Genomic DNA, 15,709 nt, shown 5'->3' with positions numbered 1-15,709 from the left:
AATTACCTGGTGCCCGACGGTCCACTGAGCGGTGTGCGTGTCCTGGACGTGTCCACGATCCTGGCCGGTCCGCTGGCGTCCTCGCTGCTCGGCGAGTTCGGCGCCGAGGTGATCAAGATCGAGCACCCGGCCGACGGCGACCCGGCGCGGCTCTACCCGCCGCTGGCCGACGGCGTGTCCGCGGCGTGGGCCATGGTCGGCCGCAACAAGCGGAGCGTCACGGTCGATCTGCACCACGCCGACGCGGCGCACCTGGTCGGCCGGCTGGCCGCGACCGCGGACGTCGTGGTGACGAACTTCCGTCCGGCGACGCTGCGCCGGTTCCGCATCGACTTCGAGGACCTGCTGGCGTACCGGCGGGATCTGGTGATGGTGCACGTCAGCGCGTTCGGCCGGACCGGCCCCTACGCCGACCGGCCCGGTTTCGCCAGGGTCGCGGAGGCCTTCGCCGGGCTGACCCACCGCACCGGCGATCCGGACGGTCCGCCGGTGTTCGCCGGCTACCCGGTCGCCGACGGCGTCACCGGGATGTACGCGGCGTTCGCCGCCATGCTGGCCCTGCGCCAGCGGGACCGGACCGGCGAGCCGCAGCTGGCCGACATCCCGCTCTACGAGCCGCTGCTGCGGATGATGGAGGACTTCGTCGTCGAGTACGGCGCCACCGGGCGGAGCCGGGCGCGACAGGGCAACCAGAACCCGCATATCAGCCCGAACAGCCTGTACCGCACCCGCGACGGCCGCTGGCTGGCCCTGCCCGCGTCGACCGAGCAGATGTGGCGGCGGCTGGTGCGGGTGATGGACGCTCCGGACCTGGCCGTGCACGACTCGATGACCGCCCGGCTGGCGCACCGCGAGGAGATCGAGGCTCGCGTCGCCGCGTTCGTCGCCGCGCACGACCTGGAGCCGCTGATGTCGCTGCTGGTCGAGGCCGGGGTGGCCGCCGGACCGGTGAACACGGCGGCGGACCTGTGCGCCGACCCGCACATCCGCGCCAGGGGGTCGGTGGTCGAGGTGGCCGAGGGCGATGGCGTCCCCCGGCTCATGCAGGCGCCGGCCGGGCGCTTCTCCGGCTTCGACGGCACGACCGGCACCCGCGCGCCCGCGCTCGGCGAGCACACCACCGACGTGCTGCGCGACGTGCTCGGGCTGCCCGCGGAGGAGATCGACGATCTGCGCCACCGAGGAGTGGTCTGAGGAGAGGAGCCCGCCGATGAGCGTGGCGGTCGTGTCCATCGTCGTACTGGTCGCCCTCTTCGTGGCGACCCTGCTGCCCGCGTTCGACCTCGGGATGGCGGCGCTGGCCGCGGCGTTCCTCCTCGGGCTCGCCGCCGACGTGCCGGTCGCGGAGGTGACCGGGTTCTTCCCGGCCGACTTCTTCGTGCTCATCGTCGGGGTGACGGCGCTGTTCGCCGCCGCCCAGCTCAACGGGACGCTCGACTGGCTGCTGGACCTGCTGATGCGGCTGGTCGGCGGCCGGCTGCTGTTGATCCCGCTGGTCCCGTTCGTCGTCGGCGCCGTGCTGACCGCGATCGGCACGCTGCCCGCGGCCGCGACCGCGATCGTCTCCCCGATCGCACTGGGGCTCGCCGCGCGGCACCGGATCTCGCCGCTGGTGGCGGCCGTCCTGGGCATCACCGGGATCATCAGCGGCCTGCTCTCGCCGCTCGCCGTCTACGGCGTCACCGCGCGGGAGCTGAGCACCGACCTGGGCGTCGAGCTTCCCGGTTCGGCCCCGGTCACCTTCCTGCTCGGCGGCCTGTTCACCGGCCTGGTGGTGGCCGCGGGCCTGCTGCTCGTCGGGGTGCGCATCGGTGCGGTGCCCCGCGGCCGGGCCGGTACACCGACGGACGGCGGCGGAGCGTCGAGCCAGGGCACCGGGACGGATGCCGAGGGGCGGGTCGCCGTCACCACACCGGTCGCCACGCAGGTGGCCGCGCCGGCACGCCGGGGCGCGCGGGTGCTCACGGTGGCGTGCCTGCTCGCCGTCGTCGTCCTGTCGGTCGGCTTCGACATGCACGTCGGCTATCTGGGGCTGACCGCGGCGCTGGTCCTGCAGGTGGTGCTGCGGATGGAGCCGGGCGCGGTGGTCGCGCGGGTCCCGTGGAACGTGGTCCTGCTGATCGGCGGCCTGTTGACGTACGTGGGCCTGATGCAGCACCTCGGCGCGTTCGAGCGGATCAGCGAGCTGCTCCGGGTCGACGGTTCGCCCGCGCTGAGCCTGCTGGTGCTGTGCTACATCGCCGGGGTGACGTCGTTCGCGGCCAGCTCCATCGCGGTGTTCGTGACCGCGATGCCGTTGCTGCCGCCGCTGGTGGAGGCCGGCGTCTCCCCCGTCGGCGGCGTGCTGGCCCTCGCCCTGGCCTCGGTACTGGTGGACATCAACCCGCTCGGCATCACCGGCGGACTGATCCTCGGCGCGGCCGAGCCGTCGGTCCGGCCGCGGCTGTTCCGCCAGCTGCTCACCTACGGGCTCGTGTCGATCCCGATCGCGCCCTTCCTCGCCTGGGCCGCCTTCGGCTGGTGGTGAGGACGAAGAAACGAGAACACTGATCTCAAGTGTGAACACTGCTCTTGAGGAGGCGTGCCCGAACACGGCACATCGCGGTCCTGGGCGGTGCGCGAACCGTCCAGGTTCGCGCTGCTGTACGGCACTCAACGCGGGAGATCACCGCTCCACTCAGCCGATCCGTCCGTACGGACATCGAACGACTGCGCCAGCAGTTCGACATCGCCATGCCGGTCGGCAACGCCGCGCGGGTCTACGGGCTGTGGTCGGCGGTCATCGGCGCCATCCTGTTCGTCGCCCGCGGTGAGCCGTTCGCGGAACCGGGCGACGATGAACAGCGCGTAGTCGATGCCGAGACCGAGCCCGAGCGCGGTGGTCAGGTTCGCGGCCAGCGTGGACATGTCGGTGATGCCGCCGAGCACGGCCAGCTCGCCGAACGTGCCGACGATGGCCAGGATGCCGATGACCAGCGGCAGCAGCGCCGCGACCACGCTGCCGAACGCGAGTACCAGCAGCAGCATGCTCACCGGCACGGCGATGGCCTCCGCGACCAGCAGGCTGCTCTGCAGGTGCCCGAAGATGTCCCGGTTGACCGCCTGTTCGCCGCCGACGCGCACGGTCAGCCCGCCGCCGGCGTCGGCGTACTCGTCGTAGAGGTGCTGGGTGCGGGTCAGTGCGGTGTCCTCGTCGCCGGGGACGTGGCCGACGATCAACGCGGCCCGGCCGTCGGTGGACCGGAGTGCCGGGTCACCGGTGGTCCAGTAGGAGGCCACGTTGGTGACGGCGTCCTCGCCGGCGATCCGCTCGGTGAGGCGGGTGCCCTCGGCGGCCGCCTCCGGCGAGTCGACCGCCTGGTCGGCCTCGACGAGGAACACCAGGTTGTACTGGCCGCCGAACCGCTCGTCGATCTGGTCCGCGGTGCGGCTCGACTCCGCGTCGGGGTCGAGGTAGCCGCCGACCTTCAGCTTGTCGAAGACGCCCGCGGCCAGCACGCCCGCGGCGACCACGAACAGGCAGGCGACGACGAGGATCAGCCGCGCGCGGCGATGGACCAGGTGACTGGCCGGGGAAGTTGCGGCTCCAGTCCGGGTTGAGGTTGAACGAGAACGAGTAGACCGGCGACGGGATGTCGACCGCGCAGCCCGGGTAGGTGTTGTCCCGCCAGGTGCCGCCGACCCGGTCGGCCTTCTCCAGCACGACGAAATCGTCGATTCCGCCGCGCCGGAGTTTGACCGCGGCCGCGATGCCGAAGAGCCCGGCGCCGACGACGACCACTTCCACGTTGTGTTCGGTGGTATTCGACATTGGTTTCCCTGAATTCGGGGACCATTGCGCGTCGAATACGGACTCTAACGCTCCAGGATCTGTTTTGCCAGCCGCAGCTCGCGTTCCGCCGACGGCTTCAGCGTGCGCCGCAGGACCGGCTCGAAGAGCCAGCGCACCAACGGGTTGAAGTCGAACGAGAGCCAGCGCCGCACGTGTGTGCCGTCGCCGTCCCGCTCGCAGGTCCAGCTCGCCCGGAACGTCGCCATGAAATGGTTGACCCGATTTCGCGGCGGCGGCGCCAGCTCGACGTCGATGCGTTTCCCCGGAGTGAGCCGCATCTGTGAGACGGCCGGCGGCTCGGGCAGGCGCATACCGGGAATGCGCGGTTTGAACTTGAACTCGGTGAGATTTCCCTCGCGGCGTTGCCACAGGACCTGGACGATCTTGTCGTCCACCTCCCGGTACCGCTCGGGATCCATCACGAACTCGAGAAACGTCTCCGGGGCGCAGTCGATCGTCCGCTCGACCTCCACCTCGACCACCGGGAGACACCTCCCTTCACAGATACGCTCGCGCGTGTGCGGCGGCGAGCCTGGCCAGCTCGCCCTCGGCTTGCAGGGTCTCGGTCTCCAGGGTGGCAGCGAACCGCCCGGCTCGCCGGGTGGCCACCCGGCACCAGCCCAGGAGCGGTCCGCGCAGGACGTCGGTGGCGTCGTCGTCGCCGAACCGGTGCCGGGCGCCGTCCGCGCCGGTCAGGTCCAGCCGGAGTGTGCGCCCCGGCGGTGGCCGGATCCGGGCGACGGCGAGCGCGTACCGGAGCGTGGCCAGGCCGAGCCCGGCTGTGCAGTGCCCACGCCTCGGCCAGCACCGGCTCGGCGTCGCGCAGCACGCCGAACAGCGCTATCGGGCTGCCGGCGGTCGCCGCGGCGCGCAGGCCCCACTCCAGCTCGGCGACCCGTTCCTCCAGGGCACGCAGGCGGGGACCGACGTCGCGCAGCTCGTTGAGGAACCTGGCCGCGCCGGTGACCTGCCGGACCGGGTTCACCCGCAGCGCACGGACCTCGTCCGGCGCGTCGACGCCCTCGAAGTAGGCGTCGGTGACGTCCTTCGGGGTGAGGCCGGGGATGTTCTCGGACAGGTGACAGTAGGCGGCGAGGTTGTGGTACGGCCGGCAGCCGAAGTAGCCGACGAACACGAAGTGCGACCCCTCGGCCCAGGCCGGCCTGCCCCACAGCTTGGCGGCGAGCTTCCTGGTTCCGCGTTCCATCGGCTCGCCGACCAGGGACCAGGACATGGGCGAGAGCCGCCGCGGCGCGACCTCGCCGAAGTTGCCGGCGGAGTACACGCGGAAGACCGGGTGCGCGTCGGTGTCGACGGTGACCGTCATCGGCTCACCCCCAGCAGGGCGCGGCCGGTGTCGCCGAGGTAGTCCGGGTCGGGCACCGGCCAGGGTTCCGGGATGTCCCGCAGCACGTCCGGGTCGAGGTCGAACCACGGCTCGGCGTAGTCGGCCAGCTCCGGCACGGCGGCGGCTCGCTCGCCGAGCCGGCGGGTGAGCCAGCCGAGCGGGCGGGCGTCGACGATCCTTGGCACGGTCCCCCACGGCCGGCACACCTCGGTGAACACCTCGCGCAGGGTCGGCGTGGTCGGGTCGAACCAGGTCCAGGTGGCACGCCCGATCGGCGCGGTGAGCGCCTTGGCCGCGACGTCGGCGGCGGAGGACACGTCGGTGACCCAGCAGGGGAAGTCGCCGCGCTCGCGGACGTGCACCGGGTAGCCGGCGAGCAGGTGCGGGAAGTCGGTGTGGTAGCGGATGAGCTTGTCGAGGTCGAACCGGTCGGTGACGTCCTCCACGTAGGAACGGATCTCGGGTTGCAGCGGGAAGGTCGTGCTCCACGAGGGGTTGGGGGCGAACGAGAGCGAGTAGAGGTTCGACGGTATGTCGCACTGGCAGCCCGGGTAGGAGTTGACCCGCCAGGTGCCGCCGGGGCTGCCCGCCGCCTCGAGGATCACCAGATCGTTGATCCCCCGGCGAAGCAGCCGGACCGCGGTGCCGATACCGCCGAGACCCGCGCCCACGATCACCACGCGGTGGTGCTCATCGTCGCTCGTCATGCCGAACCCAACGTCTGGACTGGAAGATTTCCTTTACCGGGCAACGAAACCCGGCCTTCCGATCCCCGACGATGCCCCATCCGGGCCGACTACGGAACCCCTCGGCGGCCCGTTCAGGTGGGGAAAATCCCCACTCGAACACACCGGATCAAAGGTGAACGAACCGACTTACCCACAGGGTAAACGGCGCAGGTCAGTGTGTCCGGTCGGGATGGAGGACGAGTCGCTTTCCGCGCACGTCACCCCGTTCGATCCGCCGGTGCGCCTCGGCCGCGGCGCTGAGCGGAAGGGTCTCGACGGTCCTCGGCCGCAGCTCGCCGGACGCGAGCAGCCGGTTGACCGTGCCGGCCGCCTCGGCGAGCTCGGCGGTGCTCGCCCGGGAGATCACGAAGCCGAGGACCGAGCCGTCCTTGAGGTACAGCGGCTCCACCGGCAGGACCGGCCGGCCGCGCATCCCGGCGAGCACGACGACCCGTCCGCGCGGCGCGAGCAGGTCGACCGCGCGGGTCAGGTCGTTCTCCCCCGCGGTGTCGACGTACGCGTCCACCCCGTCCCGGCTCGCCGCGCGGATCCGCGTGGTCAGCTCGGGGTCCCGGTAGTCGACGACCTCGGCCGCGCCCAGCGACCGGCAGTACTCCGCGTCCCGCGCGCTCGCGGTGGCGATCACCCGGGCGCCGGCCTGGGCGGCCAGCACGACCGCCGCGCCTCCCACGTTCCCCGCCGCACCGGCGACGACCACGGTCCCGCCCGCCCGGCACCGGCCGTGGGTGAACAGCGCGAGGTACGCGGTCGCGGCCGGGTGCGCCAGCGCGACCGCGTCGTCCGGGTGGACGCCGGCCGGCAGGGGGTAGAGCCGGTCGGCCGGCACCACGGCCAGCTCGGCCGCGGCTCCCTGCCGGCCGGCGTGCCCGAGGCTGTTGCACCACACCGGATCGCCGACCGCGAAGCCGGTGACGTCCCGGCCGACCTCGGCGACCGTACCCGCGAGGTCACGGCCGATCACGAACGGGAACTCGACCGGGGTACGCCAGGTACCCGATCGGACGAACGTGTCGACGTGGTTGATCGTGGTGGCGGTGACGTCGACAAGCACGTCCGCCGGTCCAGGTACCGGATCGGGCAGCTCGCCGTACCGGATGTTCTCCGGCGGCCCGAGCTGTTCGACGAAGGCTGCGCGCACGGTGTCCGATCATCGCACCGATCGCGGGGATAGGATCAGTCCATGAACGACGCGGCGAGCTTCAACCAGCGCATCATCGAGGAGTTCCGGGCGAACGACGGCAAGGTGGGCGGTCCGTTCGAGGGCGCGCCGCTGCTGTTGCTGCACACCACCGGTGCCCGCAGCGGCGAACCCCGGGTCAGCCCGATGATGTACCTGGCGGACGGCGACCGCTATCTCGTCTTCGCCTCCAACGCCGGCGCCGACCACCACCCGGCCTGGTACTGGAACCTGCGCGCCAACCCGAAGGCCCGCGCCGAGTTCGGCGACCGGACCGTCGAGGTGAGCGCGACCGACCTCGAAGGCTCAGAACGCGACGAGAAGTACGCCGTCCAGGCCGGGCTCTTCCCCGGCTTCGCCGACTACGAACGCAAGACCGACCGCGTCATCCCGGTCGTCGCGCTGGTTCCCACCGAGGACTGACCGGCTCAGAGCAGGTCCTGGGCCTCGTCGCGGAGGGCGGACAGGGCCTTTCGGACGGCTGAGTTGTCCGGGAGGACGGCGAGCAGCAGGTGGCCGTCGGTACTCGGCTCGGCCAGCAGGCGGCGGATCCACTCCATGCCGTCGGCGAGTTCGGCGCACGCGTCGACGGTTCCGCCGCTGCGGGTGAAGTTGCCCAGCGCCGACCGGTGCATCGCGTCGATCAGCGCGGACAGGGCCATCGGCAGGAACGGCGGGCCGTCGGGGGGCAGGTGGTCCCGCAGGTACGCGCGGGTCAGGGCGACGTAGCGCTCGTTCTCGAGGACCTCCCGCCTGCGCAGCTCCGGCACCAGCCTGGTCAGCCGGTAGCGGCGCAGCACCAGTTCGGGCCGCCGGAGGAAGTCGCGCATCACGGCCTCGGTCGCCGCGATCACGACATCCACCGGCGACCTGCCCCCGGTCGGCTCCACCAGGTTGCGCGCCAGCAGCTCAAGGCGCGCGGTGTGGTCGGGGAACGCCAGCTCGTCCTTGCCGTCGAAGTAGCGGAACACCGTCCGCCGGGACACCTGGGACGCGTCCGCGACGGCCTCCACGGTGACGCTCTCGTACCCCTGCTCCAGGAACAGGGCCATCGCCGTCTCCGCGATCCGGTACTTGGTCTCAAGTGCTCGATCCACCGGCACGTCCCGTCACCTCCCTCGACGCCACCGCGAGTGTAGAGCGGCGGTGCCCGCTACCCCTCGAACTCGCCGGGCCGGGCGGTCGCCCAGCGGTCGTCGGCGTCGAAGACCACGCTGCGCGGCCACTGGTGCCACCGCGTGTCGAGGCCGCGGTGCTGCGGACTCCCGGTGCGGACGAACGCACGCACGCTGTCCATCATCAGGTTCGACAGCCGCAGCCGACCCGGCTCGTTCCGGCGGCTGAACGCGAACTCGAACACCCCCTCGTCGAACGTGCGGAACACGAACGGCAGGTCCATGGCGTGCACCGCGCCGTACACGTCGTCGAACGGCGCCGGCTCCTGGTTCCAGGCGAACTGGTAGTAGAAGAGCCGGTCGTTCCCGGCCGCTCGCAGGGTGTTCATCGAGTCCAGGACGATCCCGGTGAAGATGCTGTCGGTCAGCCCGTCGGCGGCCTCGTTCCATCCGCCGGGAGCGTCGATCGGCAGGTACTGATCGGTGATCAGGTCACGCACCCGCAGGTCCGACGGCCGGTCCGGGTCGAACCGGTACTGCAGGGTGAAGCGCTCGTACTCGGTCGGGCGGAACGCGCCGATCGCCGACCCGAACAGCTTGCCCTCCTCCAGCGTGTTGCCGGCGAGCACCGGGACGTCGCGGTACTCCCCCGCCGCGATCGCCGCGTGGTAGTCCTCGGGCAGCACCGAGCCGTCCGCGAGCACCCGGGGCGGATCGCCGACCTCGGCGCCACGGCGGACCTGTGCCTCGATCAGTTCGCCGGCGGGTATCGCGCGCAGGCGGCGCACGGTGTCCTCGGGGCTGCCCTGGGAGCCGAGGGCCTCCTCCGCGAAGCCCTCGGCGTAGGTGCGGGCCTCGGTCGGTGTTTGGAACTTCAGGCCGCCGCTGAGCGGGATCGCCTTGTCCAGCAGGCCCTTGGTCAGTGGCGAGACCATCAGCGCCCACACGTTGACCGCGCCGGCGGACTCGCCCATCACCGTCACGTTCGACGGGTCACCGCCGAAGGCACGCGCGTCGCGGTTGACGAACCGGAGCGCCTCGATCTGGTCCAGCGTGCCGAAGTTCCCGGAGTCGTCGACCGGGTCGCCGGTCTTGAGCCCTGGCAGGTCGAGCCAGCCGAAGACGCCGACCCGGTAGTTCACGGTGACCACGACCGCGTTCGCCCGCCGCGCCAGCGCCCGACCGTCGTACATCGGGTCGGCGGAGTAGCCGACCATGTTGCTGCCGCCGTGCACGAACACGATGACCGGGAGGTTCTTCCGGTGCGTCGCTGGACGGAACACGTTGAGCGTCAGGCAGTCCTCCGCGCCGACCGGCTTCTTGAGACCGTCGCGGATGTCCAGTCCGTAGTGCGGTCCGCTCGGCGCCGGGCTGAAGAACCGTCCTTCTTGGACACACCCGTCGCCGAAGTGGCGGGCGTCGCGCACCCCGCGCCACGGCCGGTGCGGTTCCGGGGCGCGCCAGCGCAGGTCCCCGACGGGTGGCTCGGCGTACGGGATGCCCCGCCAGGCGAAGGTGCCGGTGGTCCGGCGCTCGTCGGTGCCCTTGACGAGCCCGAGGCTGGTGTGCCGCACGACGGATGCGCCGGGCCCGCTCGCGGCGGCCGACGGCACGCTCATCGAGGTGGCCGCCAGCACGACGCCGAGCAGGGCGGCGATGACTCGGTTCCGCATGGTCACTCCCTTCCTTCCACGCCGACCGGCGACGCCGCTTCGGCGTCGTGGCCGGTTCGCCGGTCCTCGGCGCGTACCGTCCGCGCCAGCCACGGGATGAGCAGCACGCCGAGCACCGAGCCGCCGACGAGCACCATGGACCCGGCCGTCTCACTCCCCTGGCTCTCGGCGAACCCGTACAGGTAGGGTCCGACGAACCCGCCGAGCAGCCCGACCGTGTTGATGAACGCGAGGCCCGCCGCGGCCATCAGACCCGACATCCTGGCCATCGCCACCGACCAGTAGAGCGGGAGGATGCCGATGAGCAGCAGCATGGCGAGGTCGATCAGCAGGATGCTCAGGACGGCGCCGTCGACGAGGGTGTAGGCGACCGCCACCACCGCCGTGACCGCCGTCGTGTACGTGAGGACCCGGATCTCGTTGCGCACCCGGCGCTGGATCCACGGGATGACGAGCACCCCGATGAACGCGCCGATCCCCACACTGCCACTGACCAGGCCGATCAGGAACGACCCCTCGACGTCGAGGCTCTCCACGATCGACGGGAAGTTGTACTGGATCGCGACGCTGTTGATCTGGTTCGCGAAGTAGACCACGGACAGCGCGAGGATGAACGGCCGGCCGAAGGCGACCTTGACGTTGCCCTTCAGCGTGCTGTGCGCGGCCGCGGTGCGGATGACCGCGCGCTGGTTCAGGATCTCCGCTTCCCGTGTGGACAGCCAGGGCGCGTCCTCCGGCCGGTCGGGCAGCAGCCGCCACACGAAGTACCCGACGACGATCGTGATCGCGCCCTCGACGAGGAACATCCACTGCCAGCCGAACAGCCCGCCGACGTCGTGCAGTTCCATCAGCGCCCCGCCGAGCGGCCCACCGAGCGTGAGCCCGGCGCAGACGGCGAGGTAGATGATCCCGACCATCGTGACCCGGTGCTTCTGCGAGAACCAGACCGTGATGATGTACATCAGCGCCGGGTACAGCCCGGCCTCGGCCGCGCCGAGCAGGAACCGGATGAGGTAGAAGGTGAACTCGTCCTGCACGAACATCATGCAGGAGCAGAGCGCCCCCCAGGTGATCGCGATTCGGGTGATCCACCGCCGCGGCCCGACCCGGTGCATGATGAGGTTGCTCGGCACTTCCAGGAGCGCGTAGCTCAGGAAGAAGATGCCCGCGCCGACACCGTAGGCCGCGGCACTGATGCCCACGTCGGCTTCGAGCGAGGTCTTGGCCAGACCGACGTTGGTGCGGTCCACGAAGGCCATGAAGTACACGAGGCACAGGATCGGCAAGAGATGGAGCGCGGCCTTGCGGCTCGCCTTGGCATGCAGGACGTCGTCGTTGTCGGGTGCGTCCGGCTCGGTGCGCTGCTGGTTCACAACGGGTCTCCTATGACACCGAATGTCACTTGAATGGCACTCCGTGACAGGCGACTGTGCCACAGGACACACCGGCGCGCAAGACCACGCTCTCGGTCGGTCAGGCGGGGATCGCGCCGAGCTGCCGCAGCTGGGTGAGGAGGTCGACGACTCCCCAGATCTCGGCGATGCGGCCGTCCGCGAACCGGATGACGAACATCTCGTTGTAGGAGACGGATCGACCGGTCGGCGCGAGGCCCTGGTAGTCGCCGAGGTGGCTGCCGGTGACCACGTTCCGGATGACGACCTTGTCCCCCTCGGCAATCACGTCCTCGACGGCGACGTGCAGGTCGGGGAACGCGCGGAGGAGCATGTCCCAGACGTGCGCGATCGCCCGTGCTCCCGTCTCCGGCAGCGGCGCGGGCGAGTGGAACACCACGTCCGGGTCGACGAGCTCGTCGATCACGGTCGAGATGGTCTCCGGGTCGCGGGTGTTCATGGCTTCGTGGAAGCGGACGCAGATCGCCTTGCTGGTTTCGGTGCTGGTTTCGGCGGACATCAGATCTCCTCGGTCTGGCGGCTGATCCGGCGCGGCACCGTCACCGTGACGAGCTTGTCCGGATTGCGGATGGCGTAGAGGTTGGTGATCCTCCGGTCGTTGATCTCGATCAGGAAGACACCGTCCAGGTGGTCGCCGCGGTGCACGACCATCGCGGACGCGTTGTTGCAGTTGGCCAGCTCGACCCGCACGTCCGACGACGCGCGGAAGATGTGGACGAGGTACGGAGCCACCCGCTCCGCGCCAACCACCGGCCGGAGCGTCGCGATGGCCTTGCCGCCGCCGTCGGCGGTCAGGGCCACGTCCGGGGCGAGCAGCGCGAGCAGCCCGTCCAGGTCACCGGTGGACGCCGCGGCCATGAACCGCTCGGTGATCTTCGCGGTCGTCGCGGCGTCGGCGGGTTCGAAACGGGGCCGCCGCGCGTGGACGTGTTCGCGGGCGCGGTGCGCGACCTGGCGCACGGTCGACACGGACCTGCCCACCGCGGCGGCGATGTCGTGGTGGGCGAAGCCGAACACCTCGCGCAGCACGAACACCGCGCGCTCGACGGGGGTGAGGGTCTCCAGGAGCACGAGCATCGCCATCGAGACCGACTCGGCGAGCACCACGTCGGCCGAGGGGTCGTGCTCGTCGAGCAGCAGCGGCTCCGGCAGCCACGGACCGACGTAGTCCTCACGCCGGCGCGAGCCGGCCCGCACCGCGTTGAGCGCCTGCCGGGTCACCAGCTTCGCCAGGTACGACCTGGTGTCCCGCACGGTCGTGAGGTCCACTTCGGACCACCGTAGATAGCTGTCCTGCAACACGTCGTCGGCCTCGGTGGCCGAGCCGAGGATCTCGTAGGCGATGGTGAACAGCAGCGGCCGCAACAGGGTGAACCGCTCGGCGTGGTCGGTGGTCATGACGGTGTGGCGGCGGTCCGCTGTGGACGTGGGGTTCCCTTCAGCCAGAACCGGGAGCCCGGCTTGCGTGCCTCACGGCCGACCTTGAGGACGCCGAACTTGTAGGTCAGGTTCTTGATCGCCCCACCGAGCCGGCCGCCGATGTGGAAGTCGATCGCGGTGTCGTCCTTGCGGGCGAACTGCCGGACCCCGGCCCGCCGTCCGAGGCTCACGCACGCGCCGGAGAAGGCCAGGCCGAGCGGCGCCGGCTCGGTCCCGGCGAGCCGGCGCAGGATCGTGTCGGCGGCCTGCGCCCCGAGCGGCCCGGCCGCGTAGCAGCTCATCCGCAGCGGTTCGCCCGACGGCGCGGCGCAGTCGCCGGCGGCCACGACGCGATCGTCGTCGACGCTGGTCAGGGTCTCGTCGGTGAGCAGCCGGCCGAGCGGGTCGGTGCGCAGTCCGCTGGCGCGGGCCAGCTCGGGCACGCCGAAGCCGGCCGTCCAGACGGTGACCGCGCTCGGTCGCACCGCTCCGTCGCCGAGGACCACCGCCTCCGCGCGGACTTCGGTCACCACGTCGTCCTCGAGCACGGCGACCCCGTTCCGGGCCAGCCACTTGAGGATCGATCGCCGAGCCGACTCGGTGAACTTCGGCGCAAGGGTGCCGCCGCCGACGAGGGTGACCGCGCGGCCCTGCTCGGCCAGTTCGGCGGCAGTCTCGATGCCGGTCAGGCCACCGCCGACGACGGTGACCGGTGCGTCCCGGGGCGCGTCGGCCAGTCGTGCGCGCAGCCGCCGCGCGTACTCGAACTCGGCGACGGAGTACGCGAACTCGGCCGCGCCGGGTACCGACGACGGTGGCGCCCCGGTGCTGCCGACCGCGTAGATCACGTGGTCGTAGTCCAGCGCGGCACCCGATGCCAGCTCGACCACGCGGCCGGCGGGGACGATCCGGGTGGCGGTGTCGACGAGCAGCCGGACACCGTCGCCGAGGATCGGCGCGTAGTCCACGGCGGCCTCGCCGGTGCCGCACACGTACTGGTGCAGCCGGATCCGGTCGACGAACTCGGGGCGCGGGTTGACCAGCGTGATGTCCACACCTCCCGGCGTCAGGCGGTTCGCCGCGAGCGTTCCGGCGTAGCCGCCTCCGATCACCACGACCTTGGCTGTGCTGTGCTCAGTCATGCCCCCAAGACACCGTCGCCCGCGCAGACGTGACACGACCGGACGTGACGCGCGCTACACGGGTTTGACCGGCTGCCGCAGGACCGTTCTGAGCTTGGCGGGGGCGGTGCGGCGCGGGTCGCTGAGGTAGATCTCGTGGTGGTCGCCGTTGAAGGTGAGCGCGTTGTCGGGGAGGTAGTGGTTGTGCAGGCGGTCCAGGGTGGGGGTCTCGTCGTCGTAGGAGCCGAGGTGCAGGATCTGGACGCAGGTTCCTTCGGCGATGGTGCGCGGCCGGAGCTCGGCGAGCGCGGGGTTGTCCTTCTTGCGGGTGACGGCGTCGACTGCGGTGTGGACCATGTCGTCGCTGATCCAGTCGGGGAGGCTGATCATCATGGTCCACTCCCAGGCGTCCTTGCGGCGCGTGACGAAGACGGAGGGGTCGTCGGCGCGCCACAGTCCTTCCAGCGGGCCGACCACGAAGTCCCGGCCGTCGCGTTTGCTGGCGAACTTCAGCGTGTAGGCCACGCCGTAGAGGGCTTCGACCGCGTGCGCATAGGCGGGTGCGGTGTTCGGATCGCCCGCGCCGTCGACGGTGATGTACCGGAGCTCGGGCACGTCGACGACGGTGAAGTCCTTGGCCGAGGGCGAGTAGAGCGCGCGGTGGGCCTTCTTGACGTCGTACTTGTCCATCACGGTCTCCTTCGCCAGGGTGGTTTCGGTCCAGCTGATGTCGGCCGCGAGCATGGCCTCGCCGTAGTCGAAGATCGCGTCGGCGGCGGGTGGCAGGGGGGCCTGCCGGGCGCGGGTCGCCCGGACGTCGGCGAGTTGTGTCCGCAACGCGTCGAGGCGTCGGGTCAGTCCGGTCACGATGTCGGAGTCGGGTAGGCCAGGGCTGTTGGCCATTCCGATCAGGACGCGTGGGCGCGGCGGGGTCAGGGTGGACAGCGCGTCGCGGGTGGCGTCGGCACAGAGCGCACGGCCGGTCGCGGTGGGCCGGAAGGTGGTGCGCGACTTGGCGGACGAGGGAGTGCCGGTCGGTTCGATCAGGCCGCGCTTGGTGAGTTTGTCGAGCACGTAGTAGATGGAGGAGAACCCGAGTGCGGTCCACGCCCGCACTCCGCGCTCCTCGATGACCCGCTCCAACTCGTACCCGTGCCGCGGCTGCTCGACGAGCAACCCGAGCACGGTCAGCTCGCCATCGGTGAGGGTGGAGGACACGGCGGCTATTCTAGCACTAGAATGCTCACATGCTGATCGGCCGGCTCGCCGTGGGCGAACAACTGGACGCCTTGCGCGCGACCCTCTCCCGCAACGAGCAACTGCTGGAAGTCCTCGTCCGCGCGACGACGCTGGAGCTACCGGGTTGGTACCTGACCGCCGGTTGACTGTTCCAGACCGTGTGGAACGTGGTCACCGACCGGCCGCCGGCCGAGGGCATCAGGGACTACGACCTGTTCTACTTCGACGACTCCGACCTCGGCTGGGACGCCGAGAACGAGGTCATCCGCGCGGGCGCGCGTCTGTTCGGCGACCTGCCGGTTCCGGTGGAGATCCGCAACGAGGCACGTGTGCACCTGTGGTACGAGGACCACTTCGGCGTGCCGTGTGAGCCCTATCCGTCGACCGAAGCGGCGATCGACTCGTTCGCCGCGACCACCTGTTGTCTGGGCGTCCGCCTCGACGGGGCCGACCGGTGGCGCGTCTACGCCCCACACGGTCTCGCCGACGTGTTCAACCTCGTCGTCCGGCCGAATCCGGTGCTCGCTCCGCGTCAGGTCTACGAGGCGAAGACCCGGCGCTGGCGCGAGCAGTGGCCCCAGTTGACCGTACTGCCTTGGCCCGACAGCGCCGGGTGATCGACGC

The 15,709-nt window shown here is 70.9% G+C and carries 17 protein-coding genes and 1 pseudogene; 5 read left to right on the top strand and 13 right to left on the bottom strand.

The window, feature by feature from the left end; translation table 11 throughout:
- Nucleotides 1-9: 9 nt before the first annotated feature.
- Together JT362_RS08540 and JT362_RS08535 are read left to right on the top strand one after the other, a co-directional pair.
- A complete protein-coding gene (locus tag JT362_RS08540; RefSeq protein ID WP_260190523.1) occupies nt 10-1,194 on the top strand; it encodes a CaiB/BaiF CoA transferase family protein in 1,185 nt (394 codons plus the stop codon).
- A gap of 16 nt (nt 1,195-1,210) precedes the next feature.
- The gene (locus JT362_RS08535) at nt 1,211-2,527 is read left to right on the top strand and encodes an SLC13 family permease (protein WP_260190521.1); all 1,317 of its coding nucleotides are present in this window, start codon (nt 1,211-1,213) and stop codon (nt 2,525-2,527) included.
- A 125-nt stretch (nt 2,528-2,652) separates the two neighbouring features.
- Here JT362_RS08535 and JT362_RS08530 read toward each other — a convergent pair whose 3' ends face one another.
- From JT362_RS08530 to JT362_RS08505, 6 genes and pseudogenes are all read right to left on the bottom strand, one after another.
- Complete coding sequence (locus JT362_RS08530; protein WP_260190519.1) at nt 2,653-3,513, bottom strand: MMPL family transporter; 861 nt, start codon at nt 3,511-3,513, stop codon at nt 2,653-2,655.
- A 52-nt stretch (nt 3,514-3,565) separates the two neighbouring features.
- Nucleotides 3,566-3,811, bottom strand: a pseudogene (locus JT362_RS08525) (NAD(P)-binding protein); the annotation flags it as partial.
- Nucleotides 3,812-3,855: 44 nt separating this feature from the next.
- Nucleotides 3,856-4,314 carry an SRPBCC family protein gene (locus tag JT362_RS08520; protein WP_260190518.1) on the bottom strand — a complete coding sequence of 153 codons (459 nt, stop codon included), beginning with the start codon at nt 4,312-4,314 and terminating at the stop codon, nt 3,856-3,858.
- Complete coding sequence (locus JT362_RS08515) at nt 4,251-5,159, bottom strand: hypothetical protein (protein ID WP_260190516.1); 909 nt, start codon at nt 5,157-5,159, stop codon at nt 4,251-4,253. The genes JT362_RS08520 and JT362_RS08515 overlap by 64 nt, the downstream gene beginning before the upstream one ends.
- A complete protein-coding gene (locus tag JT362_RS08510) occupies nt 5,156-5,887 on the bottom strand; it encodes an NAD(P)-binding protein (RefSeq protein ID WP_260190515.1) in 732 nt (243 codons plus the stop codon). Before JT362_RS08510 ends, JT362_RS08515 begins: the two co-directional genes overlap by 4 nt.
- Before the next feature lie 193 nt (nt 5,888-6,080).
- On the bottom strand, nt 6,081-7,067 hold the full coding sequence (locus JT362_RS08505; RefSeq protein WP_260190514.1) for an NADPH:quinone reductase: 987 nt from the start codon (nt 7,065-7,067) through the stop codon (nt 6,081-6,083).
- Between the two features lie 42 nt (nt 7,068-7,109).
- On the opposite strand from JT362_RS08505, the gene JT362_RS08500 reads away from it, so the two are divergent.
- Nucleotides 7,110-7,529 carry a nitroreductase family deazaflavin-dependent oxidoreductase gene (locus JT362_RS08500; protein WP_260190513.1) on the top strand — a complete coding sequence of 140 codons (420 nt, stop codon included), beginning with the start codon at nt 7,110-7,112 and terminating at the stop codon, nt 7,527-7,529.
- A gap of 5 nt (nt 7,530-7,534) precedes the next feature.
- Here JT362_RS08500 and JT362_RS08495 read toward each other — a convergent pair whose 3' ends face one another.
- The 7 genes from JT362_RS08495 to JT362_RS35375 all read right to left on the bottom strand — a co-directional run bounded on the left by JT362_RS08495 (nt 7,535) and on the right by JT362_RS35375 (nt 15,064).
- Nucleotides 7,535-8,203, bottom strand: a complete 669-nt coding sequence (locus JT362_RS08495) for a TetR/AcrR family transcriptional regulator (protein ID WP_260190512.1) — start codon at nt 8,201-8,203, stop codon at nt 7,535-7,537.
- A gap of 56 nt (nt 8,204-8,259) precedes the next feature.
- A complete protein-coding gene (locus JT362_RS08490) occupies nt 8,260-9,894 on the bottom strand; it encodes a carboxylesterase/lipase family protein (protein WP_260190511.1) in 1,635 nt (544 codons plus the stop codon).
- Between the two features lie 2 nt (nt 9,895-9,896).
- Nucleotides 9,897-11,267, bottom strand: a complete 1,371-nt coding sequence (locus JT362_RS08485; protein WP_260190510.1) for an MFS transporter — start codon at nt 11,265-11,267, stop codon at nt 9,897-9,899.
- 100 nt (nt 11,268-11,367) lie between these two features.
- Nucleotides 11,368-11,805 (bottom strand): ester cyclase, encoded by a 438-nt coding sequence (locus tag JT362_RS08480; protein WP_260190509.1) that lies wholly within the window; start codon nt 11,803-11,805, stop codon nt 11,368-11,370.
- The gene (locus JT362_RS08475) at nt 11,805-12,704 is read right to left on the bottom strand and encodes an RNA polymerase sigma-70 factor (RefSeq protein ID WP_260190508.1); all 900 of its coding nucleotides are present in this window, start codon (nt 12,702-12,704) and stop codon (nt 11,805-11,807) included. The genes JT362_RS08480 and JT362_RS08475 overlap by 1 nt, the downstream gene beginning before the upstream one ends.
- Entirely contained in the window at nt 12,701-13,867 is a 1,167-nt protein-coding gene (locus tag JT362_RS08470; RefSeq protein WP_260190507.1) for an NAD(P)/FAD-dependent oxidoreductase, read from the bottom strand. The genes JT362_RS08475 and JT362_RS08470 overlap by 4 nt, the downstream gene beginning before the upstream one ends.
- 54 nt (nt 13,868-13,921) lie before the next feature.
- Nucleotides 13,922-15,064, bottom strand: coding sequence for a GyrI-like domain-containing protein (locus JT362_RS35375; protein WP_311202677.1), 1,143 nt, complete (start codon nt 15,062-15,064; stop codon nt 13,922-13,924).
- A gap of 29 nt (nt 15,065-15,093) precedes the next feature.
- Between JT362_RS35375 and JT362_RS08455 the strand changes: the two genes are divergently transcribed.
- Both JT362_RS08455 and JT362_RS08450 read left to right on the top strand, forming a co-directional pair.
- Nucleotides 15,094-15,231, top strand: coding sequence for a hypothetical protein (locus JT362_RS08455; protein WP_260190506.1), 138 nt, complete (start codon nt 15,094-15,096; stop codon nt 15,229-15,231).
- A gap of 12 nt (nt 15,232-15,243) precedes the next feature.
- Nucleotides 15,244-15,702: a nucleotidyltransferase family protein gene (locus JT362_RS08450; RefSeq protein ID WP_260190505.1), complete on the top strand. Its 459-nt coding sequence runs from the start codon at nt 15,244-15,246 to the stop codon at nt 15,700-15,702.
- Nucleotides 15,703-15,709: the final 7 nt, after the last annotated feature.

It is taken from the genome of Actinophytocola gossypii (assembly GCF_025165815.1).
In the GTDB taxonomy this organism is placed as follows: domain Bacteria; phylum Actinomycetota; class Actinomycetes; order Mycobacteriales; family Pseudonocardiaceae; genus Actinophytocola; species Actinophytocola gossypii.
The sequence above is the reverse complement of the archived record's forward strand: the minus strand, read 5'-3'. Positions and strand labels throughout refer to the sequence as shown.

What these genes read in the sequence shown, in the direction of transcription:
- JT362_RS08455 (WP_260190506.1), top strand. Translation starts at nt 15,094, where the DNA reads ATGCTGATCGGCCGGCTCGCCGTGGGCGAACAACTGGACGCCTTGCGC.
- JT362_RS08490 (WP_260190511.1), bottom strand. Translation starts at nt 9,894, where the DNA reads ATGCGGAACCGAGTCATCGCCGCCCTGCTCGGCGTCGTGCTGGCGGCC.
- JT362_RS08515 (WP_260190516.1), bottom strand. Translation starts at nt 5,159, where the DNA reads ATGACGGTCACCGTCGACACCGACGCGCACCCGGTCTTCCGCGTGTAC.
- JT362_RS08470 (WP_260190507.1), bottom strand. Translation starts at nt 13,867, where the DNA reads ATGACTGAGCACAGCACAGCCAAGGTCGTGGTGATCGGAGGCGGCTAC.
- JT362_RS08480 (WP_260190509.1), bottom strand. Translation starts at nt 11,805, where the DNA reads ATGTCCGCCGAAACCAGCACCGAAACCAGCAAGGCGATCTGCGTCCGC.
- JT362_RS08510 (WP_260190515.1), bottom strand. Translation starts at nt 5,887, where the DNA reads ATGACGAGCGACGATGAGCACCACCGCGTGGTGATCGTGGGCGCGGGT.
- JT362_RS08500 (WP_260190513.1), top strand. Translation starts at nt 7,110, where the DNA reads ATGAACGACGCGGCGAGCTTCAACCAGCGCATCATCGAGGAGTTCCGG.
- JT362_RS08475 (WP_260190508.1), bottom strand. Translation starts at nt 12,704, where the DNA reads ATGACCACCGACCACGCCGAGCGGTTCACCCTGTTGCGGCCGCTGCTG.
- JT362_RS08535 (WP_260190521.1), top strand. Translation starts at nt 1,211, where the DNA reads ATGAGCGTGGCGGTCGTGTCCATCGTCGTACTGGTCGCCCTCTTCGTG.